Below are 15,025 nucleotides of genomic sequence, written 5' to 3' on the forward strand. Positions count from 1 at the left end.
ATGAGCAGCGGCGCGAATTTTGGACGGATTGAGGGCGTGCATGGGGCGAAACTCCTATTGTTGAGGAGCTGCCACGGTTCGCCGTCAAACGAATTAGGGTGGCAGCTGTGCGCAGGTTGACGGACCGGGACAATAGGAACCCGGCAGACCCGAAGGTCTCCCACGCACAGCCGCCATAAAACGGAGATGCGGGCACAAAAAAAGCGCCTGCAATCGTAATGGGGGCGCCTGTGCGCCTATTGTTGAACGGGCCGTCAAACCCGGTCGCTGAATTTGCAGCGACGACCAGAGAGTAACGTCCGTTTTTTGAAAGTGCAACTGTGCAGATCACTTGCGGATTTTTTCGATGCGGCATAAATTGATCAGGCATGTAGATTTACCTCAACGCCTCCGGTTGCCGCCGGGGGCGTTTTCGTTAGTGCTGGGAAGCGACACGACTCAAGTTCATCCAGAACAGGTGATTGCCATGCCGAGAGTTCGTGAGCATGAGCTCAAGCGCAGTGACGTTGGCCCGGACACTCGGAATGAGCTGCTCGGTATCCTCAGCCGGGATCTCTTCTGGCGGCTCGATTGAAAGCATCACCCAATCGCGAGACGGCCAGATGAGAAGCATTACGTGGGCCCCTTTTGATATGGCGTCATCACGCAATGTGCGAAGGCGGTCTTGGCCTTTGGGAGTAACGTTGGGTAGGAGCCCGATACCGAGTAAATCGCCGGTGTCTAAATTCGTTTGTGGCAGAAAAATAGGAGTCATGCCGCCACCCTGTCGCGAGCAGCGATGCGCGCGTGAGTCCAATCCAAAACTTCAGAAAGGACCCATGCGACGGGGGCCCCACGAGCGGTGCTGTCGGTGAGTTTTACTGCTTGTGGAAAGCCGCTTTCAGGCTGGCTCATGAGCTTGTAAATGGTGGGGCGGGCGAGGCCTACAATGGCCATTACTTCAGTAACTCTTATCAACCTTGTTGCAGGCGCCAGATCTTTGATGTGTACCGTTTTGGAAGGGAGAGAGCTCGTCATAGTCGTGCCTGTAAAGTGAAAGACAGGCACAGACTAAGAGGCAAAAAAAAAGCAAACATGGTTTGCTTTTCTTCCACTGCGTAAAAATTATCTTGGTAGAAAACCGCCTTTCTTTAGGTATTTTCTTACGGTTGGTATAGAGCCCTTGCCCTGTTTAACGAGTATTTTGACAAGGTCGGCCGCTGATATTTTGGGGTCAACAGCGATTTGCTTTATTGCCGATTTGCTTATCTCTTCAAAAAGCTTTTTGGTGTTCTCTTGCTTCGCTGTCCCCGGCTTGCCGTTGGCTTTCCCGGCTGCTTTGCCCCTTTCCGACGCTTTTGCTGCAAATGCCTGATCGAGTGCAGTTCGCAGAAACCGAGATGCGATCAAGTCGTTTCTGAGGTTGTCCATGTGATCAGCTTCTTGGTACAGCGAAGCTAACATCAATGCTTTTGAGGTCTCGCCATACCGAATGGCGAACTCCTCCCGGGCCTCTATTTCAAGTTCGCTGCTACGTTCCCTTTCCCTTTTGAGGAGAGAAGCATACTGGGCGGCGTCAGTTAGCCTGATCTGCTCAACCAGATCATAGTCAAGGTCATAGAGACGCTGCTCTAGATTGAAAAGCCAGTTGCCAAGTGCCGTTACTGCCTCGACTGCCTGAATGAGCGCATAGGTTGCTACAAGCTGGGTGTCGCTGGCTGGGTGATTGATCCCTAGGACGCCTCGAATGACTCTAGGTAGTGAGGTCGCTTCGGAAAAACAAACGTGCTGATCAATCACGCTTCGAAGATGAAACATCTTCGTCGTAGTTGATTCTGCGCAGTCAGCATAGCGGCCGTCCTCTAGCCAGTAGGACATCGCGTTGTCGATGCAGTGAAACGCATCGCTAAAGCGTTCGGAGAATTGGTGATACAACGACAACGTGCGAACAGCGATTTCAACATCGTCGAGATCCCAAAGTAGACAGTCGACATCCACACCGGCGATTTCTAGTTCCACACCTGGCTCAATGTCCATTTAGGTCTCCCCGACGCCCCGAAACCAGTAGGCTGTTACGGCGATTTTCGGATGGAAACTGCGATGCCTTCAGGTTTGCGGGAGTGGCCGTTCTGTAACACGACTCTTCTATGTAACACGTGGTGCTCAGAAGTTTTTCAGTGCGTGTAACGGTGAATATATTTAATAAAAACAATGATTTATAGGTTTTCGTAACGCGCGTAACACCTGTAACACCATTTTTGAAGGGGCTTAGGGTTAACGGCTTCACACGGCCTTCCCAAATTGACCCTGCACCACATTTCCGGCCTCTAGGGAATCAAGATGATCGGCGTACCACTGCATCATCTGCGAGCGTTGCTCAAGGTATTGAGCCTTGTTGTAAATCCCGCGGACACCTTGTGCCTTGTGGCTGAGTTGGGACTCGATATGGTCAGCAGGATATCCGTGCTCGTTGAGGATCGTGCTGGCGATGTGGCGGAAGCCATGACCGGTCTGGCGCCCTTCGTAGCCAAGGCGTCTGAGTGCCATTAGGAACACGGTATCGCTGCGGGGTTTAGTGCGGTCGCTTCTACCTGGAAACAGGAGTTGGTAAGCGCCGGTGAGTTGCCGAAGCTCCAATAGTGCTTCGACTGCTTGAGTGCATAATGGTACCAGGTGCTCACGACCTTTCTTACGGCCCTTGCGCTCGACTGGAACGGTCCACAGCTTCTTGTCGAAATCGAACTCTACCCAATGTGCCTCTCGCAGTTCGCTGGGGCGTACAGCCATCAGGGTCAGTAGTCTTAGGCCGAGCTGAACATCTTTGGCATGTGGGTAGGAGCGTATCGCTCGAAGTAACCCCGGAAGTTCATCGGGGGAGACGTGGGCGTAATTCTCTGCCTTTCCCGAGGACAGAAATTTATGTACGCCTTCCAATGGGTTGTTGACGGCTCGGCCTGTCACGCGAGCCAGGTCATAGATATCTTTGCAATAAGCCCTCACACGGCTCATCTGTTCCAGAATCCCCTGACGTTCAAGCCCTCTCAATAGCTCCATCCACTCAATCGACATGATAGAGGTGTAGGGGCGTTTACCGAGCGAGGGGAATACATGGCGTTCAAGTGCGCCAAGTATTCTTTTGGCCGTACCAGCATCCCACCCGCTTAGGCGAGACGTGTGCCACTCCCTTGCTAGTGCTTCAAAGGTGTCGTTGGCCGCATTGATCTCGGCGGCTTGGCGAGCTTTCTTGGAGGTGATTGGGTTCTTACCTTCCGATGCGTCAGCGCGTAGATCAGATGCTTTCTGCCTAGCGAAAGCGCCGCCCACTTCCGGGTAGCCACCAAGACCAAGCCATGACCATTTGCCGTCTGGCTTCTTGTAGCGTAACTCCCAAGACTTTTGGCCGTTTGGCTTGACCCTGAAATAGAGCCCTGGGCTGTCTAGTTCGCGGTATGCCCCGGCCTCAGGCTCCAGGCTGGAAAGTGTAGTGTCAGCGAGAGGGCGCCGCTTGATATCTGTGCGTTTCATCCTTGTATGCCTTCAGTTCAATTATTTATGAAGCATACACGTGGGCATACACGGTGGGGAAGGATAGGGGGAGATAGAGGTGGACAGCCAGAAACAAGAAAGCCCGCACTAGGCGGGCTTCTTGAGGTGATTCATAGACTCCTGTAGACGTCTATGGATCGGTACTTGGTGGCTACGCAGGGACTTGAACCCCGGACCCCAGCATTATGAATGCTATGCTCTAACCAACTGAGCTACGTAGCCAAGTGGCGCGCATTATTCGCGCAGAACGAGAATGCGTCAAGCACTTTTGTTGAGATTTTTTCTACGCTTTCAATTGTTTAACCGGAGCTGCCGTTGTTGAAGACGGGCGATCGGGGGGGCGCGATGATCAAGCAGGGTGGCTGACGCGCGGTAACCGTCCAGGCGTTACTAGTCAGGCGTCTTCGAAGACGAGGCGAGGGCGGGGAGAATTGGAGGGGCGTTCTGAAAGAAGTCTGTCCTGTGCTCTAAACATTCGGTTGGGCAGATATCCCTGCCGCCCAACGCTTGCTCCCAGGCGCTTACGGTTGAAGCGGGTTATGCGTGACGCGCTTAAGCTGTTCGCGCGCGCGCGACAGGCGTGAACGAACGGTGCCGATAGGGATGTCCAACACGTTGGCAGTGTCCTGATAGCTGCCGTCGGTCTCCAGTGAGGCGTATAACGTCTTGCGCATTTCTGCAGGCAGGTGGTCGATGGCGCTCAGGGTTTTCTCCAGTCTGCGGTTGATCTCGAACTCCCAATCCAGGTTCTTGTTTTCCTCCTGTCCATGCCACAGCGATTCATCGAATTCGCAATGCACCGGTTTGGCATAGAGGCGTCGGAAGTGGTTGCGGACAAGGTTCTGTGCAATCCCGCACATCCAGGTGCTGAGGCTCGCCTGGCCACTGAAGCGTTCCCTGTTGCGCCAGGCCTCAAGATAGGTGAGTTGCAGGATATCGTCGGCATCTTCGGGGTTGAGTACGCGTTTGTGGATAAAACGTCGGAGTTTTTTCTGCTGGTCGTCCGTCAGTTGGAGCATGAATTGAGGCGAGTTGCCAACGAGCTGCGCTAAAGCTTCAATAGGGATATTCACGATTTTTTCCTCAGGGTAGACGCTATCGAAAAAATTTCGACGGAAACCCCTTTAGCACTGGCTGTGCCAAGCGAAAAAAATCCTCAACCTTATGATTTATATAGATAAATATATTGAAATGCGGCGATTTTGCGCAGTAATTTGCAAAACGCGCCGATGGTTTGTGCCGGTATTGTCAAAGGTGTCGATGTACACATTTTGATGGAACCGCATGGGCGAGCGTCGCCACACAGGGGGCACACTCTTCCTGTATTGGCATGCCCATGAAAGTCGAATTTCCCAAAGATGTGTCCTCCGCCCGGCATCTTGATCCATCCGCCACTGCGGCGGTTTCTGCGCCCGCACCGGCCAAGGTCGATGAGCTTGCTCAAATCTTTGACCGGGAAGTGCTCGCTGGCAACGGCGCCATGCGGGCGACGGCGATACGCATTCCTCCCTCCGAACAGCTGACGCAGCTTTACGATCAGTTGGGTTATCCGGCCCAGGAGTCGTTGGCGGCCATTTCGCGGCGGTTCAGGCACCAGTTGCAGCACAACGTCAGTGTCGACAAGTGGGTGGAGCTTGCCGAAGGAGACCCCGCCCGTGCGTTCGTGGTGCTCAAGCACTTGGAAGTCCAGTTGGACAGTGAGGCGCGTCCTTCCGAAGCCGCCAAGGCGCGCGATGCCATTGCGCTGCTGTCGGTCGGTTTCAAAGGGGAAATCCAGGCGGGCCTTGCATTCGCCGGTACGCTGCTGGAGTCAGGGGGTGATCCACAAGAGCGCCAGGCCCTGCGCGCGCTCTACTATGCCAGCATCGCCACACGCCAATCGCTGGCCACGATCATGCAGGCCCTGCTGGGGGCATACGGTGGCGATACGTTTTCCGCCCGGCTCGGCAATATGCGCAAAGCCCTGGCTGACGACATCGCGGCCCTGGTTTCATCAATGACCACACCACGGCTGCGCACCTTGTTGCTGGCCCTGCAAAGTTGTGGGCAGCTGGGCACGGTATTAGCCAGTTGCCATGCGTTGATCGAGCGACTGGGCATCGATCACGACGCCGTAAGCCTTCTGCAGCGTCTGCTGGGATACGCCGGCAGCGGTATCGATGCGGGTGAAATCCTGCGGCTTGGGCATGATCTTGGCCATAACCCGAGCCTGCGGCAGGTGGTGCTTCTCAATGCACTGTATCCGCTGATGCGCGATTTGCCCTTGGCGCTGTGGCCGGACAGTCGAGTGCGGCAGAACGCCCTGGACTGCTTTATCGCAGTGATGGGCGAGCTGGAGCGCAGTGAGCGCAAACCCTCACGTTTTGCCGGTGATTTGGGGGCGCTGGCGTGACGCTACTGTCTACCATCAACCTGGCGCTGCTTAAAGTGGCGCAGCGTGCCGAAGTGCTGGGCGCCGTGGTGGTCCTGGGCATCGTATTCATTTTTATCGTGCCGCTGCCCACCTGGCTGGTAGACATCCTGATTGCAATCAACATCTGCATATCGTGCCTGTTGATCGTGCTGGCGCTGTATTTGCCAGGGCCTTTGGCGTTCTCCTCGTTTCCTTCGATTCTGCTGCTGACCACCATGTTTCGCCTGGCGCTGTCGATCGCCACGACACGTCTGATTTTACTGGAGCAGGACGCCGGCGATATCGTCGAGGCGTTCGGTAACTTCGTGGTCGGGGGGAATCTGGCCGTCGGCATGGTGATCTTTCTGATCCTCACCCTGGTCAACTTTCTGGTGATCACCAAGGGCTCGGAACGGGTTGCCGAGGTCGCCGCGCGGTTCAGCCTGGATGCGATGCCGGGTAAGCAGATGTCCATCGACAGCGACCTGCGTGCCGGACTTATCGACGGCCTGCAGGCGCGGGAAAAACGCGAGCAGTTGTCCCGCGAGAGCCAGTTGTTCGGTGCCATGGACGGAGCCATGAAGTTCGTCAAGGGTGATGCCATCGCCGGTTTGATTATCGTTGTGGTCAACCTGCTGGGCGGCTTCACCACGGGTATGTTTCAACACGGCTTGAGTGCGGCCGAATCGATACAGCTGTATTCGGTACTGACCATCGGCGACGGTCTGATTGCGCAGATTCCAGCCCTGCTGATCTCCCTGACGGCCGGCATGATCATCACCCGTGTGGCGCCGGACGGTCGCAAGGGGGTGAGCAACATGGGCGCCGAAATTGCGCGGCAAATGACCAGTGAACCCAAGAGCTGGATGATTGCATCGGTGGGCATGCTCGCGTTTGCAGTGGTGCCCGGCATGCCTACCCTGGTGTTTATCCTGATCTCGGCGGCAACCGGCTTCCTCGGTTATTACTTGATGCGTCAGCGTCAACGCGAGGAGAAGCCCAAGGAGGAAGCTGCCAATGTGGTGCGCCCTGAAGAGAACGGTAATGAAGACTTGCGTGGGTTCGATCCATCGCGGCCTTATCTGTTGCAGTTTCCTCCTTCCTTACGGGGGACGCCTGAGGTTACGGACCTTATTCACGGTATTCGTCAGGCACGAAATTCGCTGGTCGCCAATATCGGCCTGACATTGCCGCCGTTCGAAGTCGAACTCGACGACGCGCTGGCCGCTGATGAAATGCGCTTCTGTGTGCATGAGGTGCCGATGGTCAAGGCGTCGGTGGTCACGCTTGTCGCTGTTGACCGTAAGGCGCTGGCGGTTGGACCGGAGCATGCAGTGCCGGGACTGGCCGAGCGTGATGAACAGGATTGGCTCTGGCTGCCACCTGATGATCCGCTGCTCGCCGACCCCGCACTTGAGCGCTTTACCGCGACCAGCCTGATCATCGAGCGCATGAGGCAGGCAATGATGCTCAGCGGGCCGCAGTTCCTGGGTATTCAGGAGAGCAAGGCAATCCTCAGCTGGCTCGAGCACAACCAGTCGGAGCTGGTGCAGGAGCTGCAACGCATCATGCCGCTGTCGCGGTTTTCAGCGGTTCTGCAGCGCCTGGCCAGCGAAGGTGTACCGCTGCGTGCGGTGCGGCTGATTGTCGAGTCGCTGATCGAACACGGTCAGCATGAGCGCGAACCCGATGCACTCGCCGACTATGCACGCATTGCCCTCAAGGCGCAGATCTTCCAGCAGTACAGCGAGGACGATGGCCTGCATGCGTGGTTGTTGTCTCCCCATACCGAAAACATCCTGCGCGAGGCGTTGCGCCAGACCCAGACCGGGGTGTTCTTTGCCCTTGATAACGAAAGCAGCGCCGCGTTGGTCAACCTCCTCAACCAGGCATTTACCTTACGCGCCAGGAGCAAGAGCGTGATGTTGGTGGCACAGGACCTGCGCAGCCCCTTACGCGCTTTGTTGCTGGAAGAATTCAACCATGTGCCCGTGCTGTCTTTTGCCGAGTTGGCAAGCACGTCCAAGGTAAAAGTCCTGGGGCGTTTTGATCTGGGGCAAGACGAATTGATGCGCGGTGCGGCGGCATGATTTTTCACCGGGTTCAACGCATGGGAGCGCTCGATGATGTTTGAGCTGCGAGTGCTTAATGGCCAGCGCCAGGGCGCTGCGTTACCGCTATTTGGCGAGCAGTGGAGCATCGGTGCTCACCCTGACGCCGACCTGATGCTTAACGACCCCGGTATTGCCGAGCAGCATGCGCGGCTGCGGTTGGCTGACTCGCAATGGTCGGTGCAGGCTGAAGCCGGGCTGCTGCATGATGATCAGGGACAGGTGCTGGCACAGATTGCGAGCCTGGCGTTGAACATACCGTTTTCGCTAGGGGCCATTCGACTCTATGTGTGCCTGGCCGATCAACCCTGGCCTGAGGTGCCCGGCCCGTCACCTGCTCCCGCGCCCGCGCCGCAAGCGAACGAGCCATCGCCGGGTCTGCAGTTATCGTCCATCTCCAACAAGCAGCAAAAACGCCTCATCAGCGCAGTGTTGTTGGTGGCGGTTATCGCCGTGGTGGTGAGCATGGTGTCCTCGGGAGAACGTGATGCCCAGGCTTCCTTGATGCCTCCCGTGGCGGTTAAACAACAACTGGCCTCGCCGTTTGAAGTCCGTCAGCAACTGTTGAAAATGCTCAGCGAGCGCGAGTTGAGCCAAAGGGTCAGCCTGGAGGTGATCAATGGCCAGATCGCGCTTAATGGCGCCGTGTCCCCGGACGATATGGCGCTGGTAGCGCGCATGCTCAGCCGCTTTGGCGAGCTGTTCGACAGTGCGGTACCGGTGATCAGCCGTGTGCGCGCGCGCGATGGAGCGCTGCCGTTCAAGATCGTGCAGATCGTCGGCGGGCCGAACGGCCACGTCGTGTTGGAAGAAGGCAGCCGGCTGTTCGTGGGTGACGAGGTAGACGGTTTGCGCCTGGTGCTGATCGACAACACCAAGGTGGTTTTCGACGGCACGCAGCGCTATGAGGTGCGCTGGTGAGTACGGACCTGCAGGCGCGCCTGGAGGCCTGGGAGCAGCGCCAGACTCGGTCGCTGGCCAACTTCATGCCGGTGACGATGCGCGGTCGAGTGCAGCGCGTGAATGGCATGCTGTTGCAATGCCGTTTGCCCAACGCGCGTATCGGTGACCTGTGCCAGGTTGAGAAGTCTGTCGACGACCACATGCTGGCTGAGATCATCGGTTTCGATCAGCAGGACGCCGTACTCAGTGCTCTGGGCAATCTCGAAGGGGTACGCGTGGGCGCCAGCGTGCAGCGTCTGGGAGTGTCGCATCGAGTGCTGGTCGGTGATGAGCTTCTGGGTCAGGTGCTGGATGGTTTTGGACGGCCGATCAGCGGCGTTGGCCCCAGTGCGTTTGTCGAGGTCGACAGTCCCGATGCAAGCATGGTGTTGTGCGAGGCGCCGCTGCCTACCGAACGGCCCAGGATCCATCGCGCACTGGCGACTGGGGTGCGCTCGATCGATGGCCTGCTGACGCTTGGCGAGGGGCAGCGTGTGGGGCTGTTTGCCGGTGCCGGCTGTGGCAAGACCACCTTGCTGGCGGAGATTGCCCGTAACGTCGAGTGCGATGTGATTGTGTTTGGCTTGATCGGCGAGCGGGGACGCGAACTGCGCGAGTTTCTCGACCACGAGCTGGATGACCAGTTGCGCGCCAAGGCCGTGCTGGTGTGCGCGACGTCCGATCGTTCAAGCATGGAGCGCGCCCGCGCAGCCTTCACCGCAACCGCGCTGGCTGAGGGCTATCGGCGCAAGGGCAAGCGGGTGCTGCTGCTGATCGACTCCCTGACCCGGTTTGCGCGGGCCCAGCGCGAAATCGGTCTGGCGGCCGGTGAGCCGTTGGGGCGAGGCGGCCTGCCACCCTCGGTTTACAGCTTGCTGCCGCGACTGGTGGAGCGCGCCGGGCTGACTCAGGACGGCGTTATCACGGCGATCTACACCGTGCTTATCGAGCAGGACTCCATGAGCGATCCCGTGGCGGACGAAGTCCGCTCGCTGCTCGATGGCCACATTGTGCTGTCCCGCAAGCTGGCCGAGCGTGGTCACTACCCGGCCGTTGATGTGCTGGCCAGCCTGTCGCGAATTTTGAGCAACGTCGCCACGCCCGAACATATTCAGGCCGGTACGGCACTGCGGCGCTTGTTGTCGGCGTATCAGCAGATCGAGCTGATGCTGAAGTTGGGCGAGTACCAGCCTGGCAGTGACGCCCTGACCGACATGGCGGTGGACACCCGTTCGCGGGTCGATGGTTTTCTGCGTCAGGACTTGCGCGAGCCCGCGCTGATGGACTCGACCCTGGATCAATTGACGGAGCTTACTGCCCATGTCCCTTTCTGAATTGGAAACCTTGCGGCGTCTGCGCAAGCACCGGGCGGACCGGGCCGAGCGTGCGTTGGGCAAGGCCAAAAGGCATCAACGATCCCTGCAACTGCAAGTTGAACAGGCACAGCAAGTCCTTGAGCAAACCCGCCTGCAGGAAGCCCAGGCAGGTGCGCAGCTGCTGAGCCAGCATCAAGGGCAGGTGATCTCGTTGCAGGCGCTCAAGTCGTGGAATAACCAGGAGCGCTCCTTGTCCGCCACGACGCAGCGCGAAGAAGCACAGTTGCGCGGATTGCACGGACAGCAGGAGCAGCAAGTGACCGAGGTCGACATAGCGCAGAGGCAGGTCACCCAGTGTTTGCGTGAGGTTGAAAAGATTCTGGAATTGTCCCGTTTACTGGCGCAGGAAGAAACATGAAAGACATACCTGCAAGCAAGCCCGAGCGACCGCGTGCGCGCGAGTACGGACGAGACGACGAATCGGCTGGCGAAGGGGTGTTGCCTCTGGATTACGCAAGCCTGTTCGCCCGCCTGTTTACCCATGAGCAGGGCGAAGGCGGTTATGTGTCCAGCCTGCCAGGCTCAATCACGGCGACGAATAAATTGATGCTCGAAGCCTTGGCTGGGCAGTTGGCGCCGCGACTACAGGCCTCTGCGCAATGGCCCTTGCTGGCCGTGCTTTACCTTCCGCGGCTAGGGCGGATCAACGCCCGTGTACAGAGGCCGCCGGGTAGCTGGGGCATCGAATTGCACGCCGAAGAGGCACACACGGCGCAGTGGCTCGGCACGGTGCAGAAAAGCCTTCAAAGCCGGCTGGTGGAGTCGCTGGGGCAGCCTGTCGACCTCCAACTCGCGCGCGTGAGCCCGGCATGATCATGTCGGCGTTGACACTGCCAGTGGTCGAGGCGGGAAGGGCGGCCGCGTTGCATCAGTTGGGACGCGGCTTGCGCCTGCCGTTTCAAGTGGGTGATCAGCGTGGTGCTTTTTTGCTTGAGCCCGGCCTCACGCCTGCGGGGATGAACCCTTTGTGTTTCGAGAGCGCCCTGGGGGTGCTGGCGTTTTCTGATCCAGAGGCGATGTTCAGCTTGATGGGCGAATGCCCGGTAACCCTGGCGCAGGTCGGCAACGACCCCAAATCCTGGTTCTGGGAATTGTTCCAGCTTCACCTCGCCCCGCAGTTGTCGTCGTTGTTTGGCTACCTGCGCTTGCTGCCCGCACCCAGGAAGCTGGACTTTGGTTGTCGCTTTACCGTGACGCTGGGGCTCTCCAGGGTTGCAGGTCACCTGTGGCTGGCCCCTGAAAGCTTGCTCGCTGCGTATGCGGCCGGACCCTGGGAGCAGATGGCCGCTGCGCTGCCCGTCTCTTTTCCATTGTCAATCAGCGTGAAGCTGGGCGGCTTGAGCCTGCCTGTCGCGCAAGTGCGCGTTCTGCGTGCAGGTGATGTGTTGATGCTCGAACAGGCCTTTTTCGATGTGCAGGGCCTTGGCCACTTGCCAATTGGAAGTCGTCGGCTGCAAGGGCGTATTGAAGATGAATCCGGGCGCTTATGCCTGAACCTTACTGCGATCGAGGACGCGTGCGTGGACGAAGAGTTTGTCATACAAGAATACCCGGGGCCTGAGTTTGACCACCCGGTGGAGGACGCCTTCGGCCGGGAGCCCTTTGACGAGTTGAGCATGGCGTTGACCGTGCGCTGTGGTGTCCTGACCCTGACCCTGGGCGAGTTGCGCAACCTGGCTCCCGGTACCGTACTGGGCATCACCGGGTACGCACCCGGCGTCGCCGGCCTGTATTACGGCGACCGTCCCATTGGGCAAGGGCAGTTGGTGGAAGTGGAGGGGCGACTCGGTTTGCAACTGACGCGCGTGGTGTTCTCCCGATGATGTTCCAGGGCGTTGATCCGGTTGTACTCGCGCTGTTCTTCGGTGCGATGTCGTTGCTGCCGATGCTGTTGGTCGTCTGTACGGCTTTCCTCAAGATTGTCATTGTGCTGATGATTACGCGTAACGCCATTGGCGTGCAGCAGGTGCCTCCGAGCATGGCGATCAATGGCATTGCGTTGGCCGCCACGCTTTTTGTCATGGCCCCCGTGGGCTATCAGATCGCCGAGAACCTCAAGACTTCGCCTCTGGACATGAGCAATGTACAGACGCTTCAGGCAACGGGTCTTGTGGCCATACAACCGCTGCGTACCTTCATGACGCGTAACACCGACCCGGATGTACTCACCCATCTGCAGGAAAACAGCGCGCGCATGTGGCCGCCGGAAATGGCGCAAAGCACCCAGCGCGAGGACTGGGTCCTGTTGATTCCGGCGTTTGTGGTGTCGCAGTTGCAGGCGGGGTTCGAGATCGGGTTCCTGATCTATATCCCGTTTATCGTCATCGATCTGATCGTGTCCAACCTGCTGCTGGCGCTGGGGATGCAAATGGTCTCGCCCATGACCATTTCCCTGCCACTCAAGCTGCTGCTGTTCGTCATGGTCTCCGGCTGGTCGCGGTTGCTCGACAGCCTTTTCCTTTCTTACCTCTGAGTGTCCTATGGAACCGATTGTGCTGTTCAAGCAGGGCATGCTGCTGGTTGTTGTGCTGACGGCACCGCCGCTGATCGTGGCGGTGGTCGTCGGCGTACTGACATCGCTGGTTCAAGCGCTGATGCAGATTCAGGATCAGACCTTGCCCTTTGGCATCAAGCTGGTCGCGGTGGGTATCACACTGATACTGACCGGGCGCTGGATTGGCGTGGAGTTGATTCAACTGATCAACCTGATGTTCGACATGATCGCTCGCTCGGCATTGAACTGAGGGCAGGTCCGTGCTGCTTTATCTCGATTTATTGACAAGCCTGCTGATTGGCATGGCACGTATCTATCCCTGTGCTCTCCTGGTGCCGGCGTTCTGTTTCCAACACATACGCGGCGTGCCCCGGCACGCCATCGTGGCGGTCATGGCCTTCATTCCGGCGCCGGCTATCCATGCGGTAATTACGGGCCAGGACTACTCCGCACTCATGATCATCGGCCTCATAGGCAAAGAGGCGGCCCTTGGCATCTTGCTGGGTGTGTTGTTGGCGATGCCCTTCTGGATGTTCGAGTCGGTTGGCGCACTGCTGGACAACCAGCGCGGCGCCCTGGCCGGCGGTCAGCTCAACCCTTCGCTGGGGCCGGATGCGACGCCCGTCGGGCATTTGTTCAAGCAGTTGGTGATCTACCTGCTGATCGCTGTGCTGGGGCTGAGTGTCCTCATGCAAGTGATATGGGACAGCTATCGGATCTGGCCGGCCACGGCCTGGATACCGCTGCCGGCAATCAACGGCTTCGGTATTTTCCTGGGGATACTCGGCGATACCTTCACCCACATGATGCTCTACGCCGCGCCCTTCATTGCCGTGCTGTTGTTTATGGAATTCGGCATCGCGCTGCTGGGGGTCTACAGCCAGCAACTGCAAGTGAGCACGTTGGCGCCACCGGTGAAGTGCCTCGCGGGCATTGGTATTTTGTTGCTGTACTTTGCGTTGCTGCAGGACTTGATGGTCGGACGCCTGAACCTGCTGGGCGATCTCAAACACTCACTCGGGCTGATGTTCCAGGGCTCGCCATCATGAGTGACTCAGGTGAAAAGAAACACCCGGCGTCAGCCAAGAAACTGCGTGATCAGCGCAAGAAAGGTCAGGTTTCCCAAAGTCAGGACATTGGTAAGTTACTGGCGCTGACCGCCATCAGCGAGATCGCGTTGTTCACCGCCGAAACCAGTTTGCAACGGTTTCAGCAACTGATGAGGTTGCCCCTGTCGAGCATGGCCCAGCCTTTCACGCGTGCGCTGGAGGAAGTGCTGTTCGAGGGTTTGACGGTGTTTTTCTCGTTCGCCCTGCTAATGGTTGCGACGGCCATTTTCATGAAGCTGATCAGCAGCTGGATGCAGTTCGGATTGTTGTTCGCGCCGGAGACGTTGAAGCTCGACTTCAACCGCCTCAACCCGCTCAAGCAGCTCAAGCAGATGTTCTCCGCTCAATCGGTCATGAATCTGTTGATGAGCATCGCCAAGGCGCTGCTGCTGGGCATGGTTGTGTATCTGGTGATCAGACCTTCATTGGGCACGCTGATCAACCTGGCCAGCAGTGACCTGCAAACCTACATCCTCGCGTTGATCGCGCTGTTCCGCTACTTACTGCACGCCTGCCTGGCCCTGCTGCTGGTGCTGGCGCTCATTGACCTGGTTCTGCAAAAGCACTTTTTCGCCAAACGCATGCGCATGACCCAGGTCGAGGTCGTCAAGGAATACAAGGACATGGAAGGCGACCCGCATGTGAAGGGCAAGCGCCGCGCGTTGGCACAGGAATTGGCCCAGGAGGAACCGAAGGTCAAGCTGCCCAAGCTGGAGGAATCCGACATGCTTGTGGTCAACCCGACGCACTTTGCCGTTGCCCTGTATTACCGACCCGGCAAGACGCCGCTGCCGGTGCTGGTCAACAAGGGAATGGACGACGAGGCTCGCGAGTTGATCCGGCAGGCGAAGGCGGCCGAGGTGCCGGTGATCCAGTGTGTCTGGCTGGCACGCACGCTCTATACGCATAAACTGGGCGCCGGTATCCCCCGCGAAACCTTGCAGGCTGTGGCGTTGATCTACCGCACCTTGCGCGAGCTGGATGATGACGCCAAGCGCGAAACCCTGGAGTTGCCGGCACTGGAGTTGCGCTGATCAGCTCAGGCCACGCCCTTATCCACCAGCAGATCAGACGCC

General features: G+C 58.1%; 16 protein-coding genes and 1 tRNA gene. 11 read left to right on the top strand and 6 right to left on the bottom strand.

All coding sequences use genetic code 11. From position 1 onward, the window contains the following. Nucleotides 1-415 precede the first annotated feature (415 nt). The 6 genes from TU75_RS03875 to TU75_RS03900 all read right to left on the bottom strand — a co-directional run bounded on the left by TU75_RS03875 (nucleotide 416) and on the right by TU75_RS03900 (nucleotide 4,598). The gene (locus TU75_RS03875) at nucleotides 416-754 is read right to left on the bottom strand and encodes a hypothetical protein (RefSeq protein ID WP_060548260.1); all 339 of its coding nucleotides are present in this window, start codon (nucleotides 752-754) and stop codon (nucleotides 416-418) included. Then, a complete protein-coding gene (locus TU75_RS03880; RefSeq protein ID WP_060548261.1) occupies nucleotides 751-1,017 on the bottom strand; it encodes a helix-turn-helix transcriptional regulator in 267 nt (88 codons plus the stop codon). The genes TU75_RS03875 and TU75_RS03880 overlap by 4 nt, the downstream gene beginning before the upstream one ends. 87 nt (nucleotides 1,018-1,104) lie before the next feature. Beyond that, nucleotides 1,105-2,016: a hypothetical protein gene (locus tag TU75_RS03885; protein WP_060548262.1), complete on the bottom strand. Its 912-nt coding sequence runs from the start codon at nucleotides 2,014-2,016 to the stop codon at nucleotides 1,105-1,107. Nucleotides 2,017-2,262: 246 nt separating this feature from the next. Further along, the gene (locus tag TU75_RS03890) at nucleotides 2,263-3,504 is read right to left on the bottom strand and encodes a tyrosine-type recombinase/integrase (protein ID WP_060548263.1); all 1,242 of its coding nucleotides are present in this window, start codon (nucleotides 3,502-3,504) and stop codon (nucleotides 2,263-2,265) included. Nucleotides 3,505-3,670: 166 nt separating this feature from the next. Further along, a tRNA-Met gene (locus tag TU75_RS03895) sits at nucleotides 3,671-3,747 on the bottom strand. 299 nt (nucleotides 3,748-4,046) lie between these two features. Continuing rightward, nucleotides 4,047-4,598, bottom strand: coding sequence for an RNA polymerase sigma factor (locus tag TU75_RS03900; RefSeq protein ID WP_015371067.1), 552 nt, complete (start codon nucleotides 4,596-4,598; stop codon nucleotides 4,047-4,049). Nucleotides 4,599-4,861: 263 nt separating this feature from the next. Here TU75_RS03900 and TU75_RS03905 point away from each other — a divergent pair, with 263 nt between their 5' ends. The 11 genes from TU75_RS03905 to sctU are packed head-to-tail and all read left to right on the top strand — an operon-like array spanning nucleotide 4,862 to nucleotide 14,983. Then, complete coding sequence (locus TU75_RS03905; RefSeq protein ID WP_060548264.1) at nucleotides 4,862-5,917, top strand: TyeA family type III secretion system gatekeeper subunit; 1,056 nt, start codon at nucleotides 4,862-4,864, stop codon at nucleotides 5,915-5,917. Beyond that, the gene (gene sctV, locus TU75_RS03910) at nucleotides 5,914-8,007 is read left to right on the top strand and encodes a type III secretion system export apparatus subunit SctV (RefSeq protein ID WP_060548265.1); all 2,094 of its coding nucleotides are present in this window, start codon (nucleotides 5,914-5,916) and stop codon (nucleotides 8,005-8,007) included. Before TU75_RS03905 ends, sctV begins: the two co-directional genes overlap by 4 nt. Before the next feature lie 36 nt (nucleotides 8,008-8,043). Beyond that, nucleotides 8,044-8,949, top strand: coding sequence for an FHA domain-containing protein (locus tag TU75_RS03915; protein ID WP_060548391.1), 906 nt, complete (start codon nucleotides 8,044-8,046; stop codon nucleotides 8,947-8,949). Then, nucleotides 8,946-10,304: a FliI/YscN family ATPase gene (locus tag TU75_RS03920; protein ID WP_003232929.1), complete on the top strand. Its 1,359-nt coding sequence runs from the start codon at nucleotides 8,946-8,948 to the stop codon at nucleotides 10,302-10,304. The genes TU75_RS03915 and TU75_RS03920 overlap by 4 nt, the downstream gene beginning before the upstream one ends. Then, a complete protein-coding gene (gene sctO, locus TU75_RS03925) occupies nucleotides 10,291-10,704 on the top strand; it encodes a type III secretion system stalk subunit SctO (RefSeq protein ID WP_003232930.1) in 414 nt (137 codons plus the stop codon). Before TU75_RS03920 ends, sctO begins: the two co-directional genes overlap by 14 nt. Next, nucleotides 10,701-11,159, top strand: coding sequence for a type III secretion system HrpP C-terminal domain-containing protein (locus TU75_RS03930; protein WP_060548266.1), 459 nt, complete (start codon nucleotides 10,701-10,703; stop codon nucleotides 11,157-11,159). The genes sctO and TU75_RS03930 overlap by 4 nt, the downstream gene beginning before the upstream one ends. Beyond that, nucleotides 11,156-12,169: a FliM/FliN family flagellar motor switch protein gene (locus TU75_RS03935; RefSeq protein WP_060548267.1), complete on the top strand. Its 1,014-nt coding sequence runs from the start codon at nucleotides 11,156-11,158 to the stop codon at nucleotides 12,167-12,169. The genes TU75_RS03930 and TU75_RS03935 overlap by 4 nt, the downstream gene beginning before the upstream one ends. Then, complete coding sequence (gene sctR, locus TU75_RS03940; protein ID WP_003232937.1) at nucleotides 12,166-12,819, top strand: type III secretion system export apparatus subunit SctR; 654 nt, start codon at nucleotides 12,166-12,168, stop codon at nucleotides 12,817-12,819. Before TU75_RS03935 ends, sctR begins: the two co-directional genes overlap by 4 nt. Nucleotides 12,820-12,826: 7 nt before the next feature. Then, nucleotides 12,827-13,090: a type III secretion system export apparatus subunit SctS gene (gene sctS, locus TU75_RS03945; RefSeq protein ID WP_015371072.1), complete on the top strand. Its 264-nt coding sequence runs from the start codon at nucleotides 12,827-12,829 to the stop codon at nucleotides 13,088-13,090. 10 nt (nucleotides 13,091-13,100) lie between these two features. Further along, nucleotides 13,101-13,889, top strand: a complete 789-nt coding sequence (sctT, locus tag TU75_RS03950; protein ID WP_060548268.1) for a type III secretion system export apparatus subunit SctT — start codon at nucleotides 13,101-13,103, stop codon at nucleotides 13,887-13,889. Continuing rightward, nucleotides 13,886-14,983 (top strand): type III secretion system export apparatus subunit SctU, encoded by a 1,098-nt coding sequence (gene sctU, locus TU75_RS03955; RefSeq protein WP_060548269.1) that lies wholly within the window; start codon nucleotides 13,886-13,888, stop codon nucleotides 14,981-14,983. The genes sctT and sctU overlap by 4 nt, the downstream gene beginning before the upstream one ends. The last annotated feature ends 42 nt before the right edge of the window (nucleotides 14,984-15,025 follow it).

The organism is Pseudomonas poae (assembly GCF_001439785.1).
Taxonomy (GTDB): Bacteria; Pseudomonadota; Gammaproteobacteria; order Pseudomonadales; family Pseudomonadaceae; genus Aquipseudomonas; species Aquipseudomonas poae.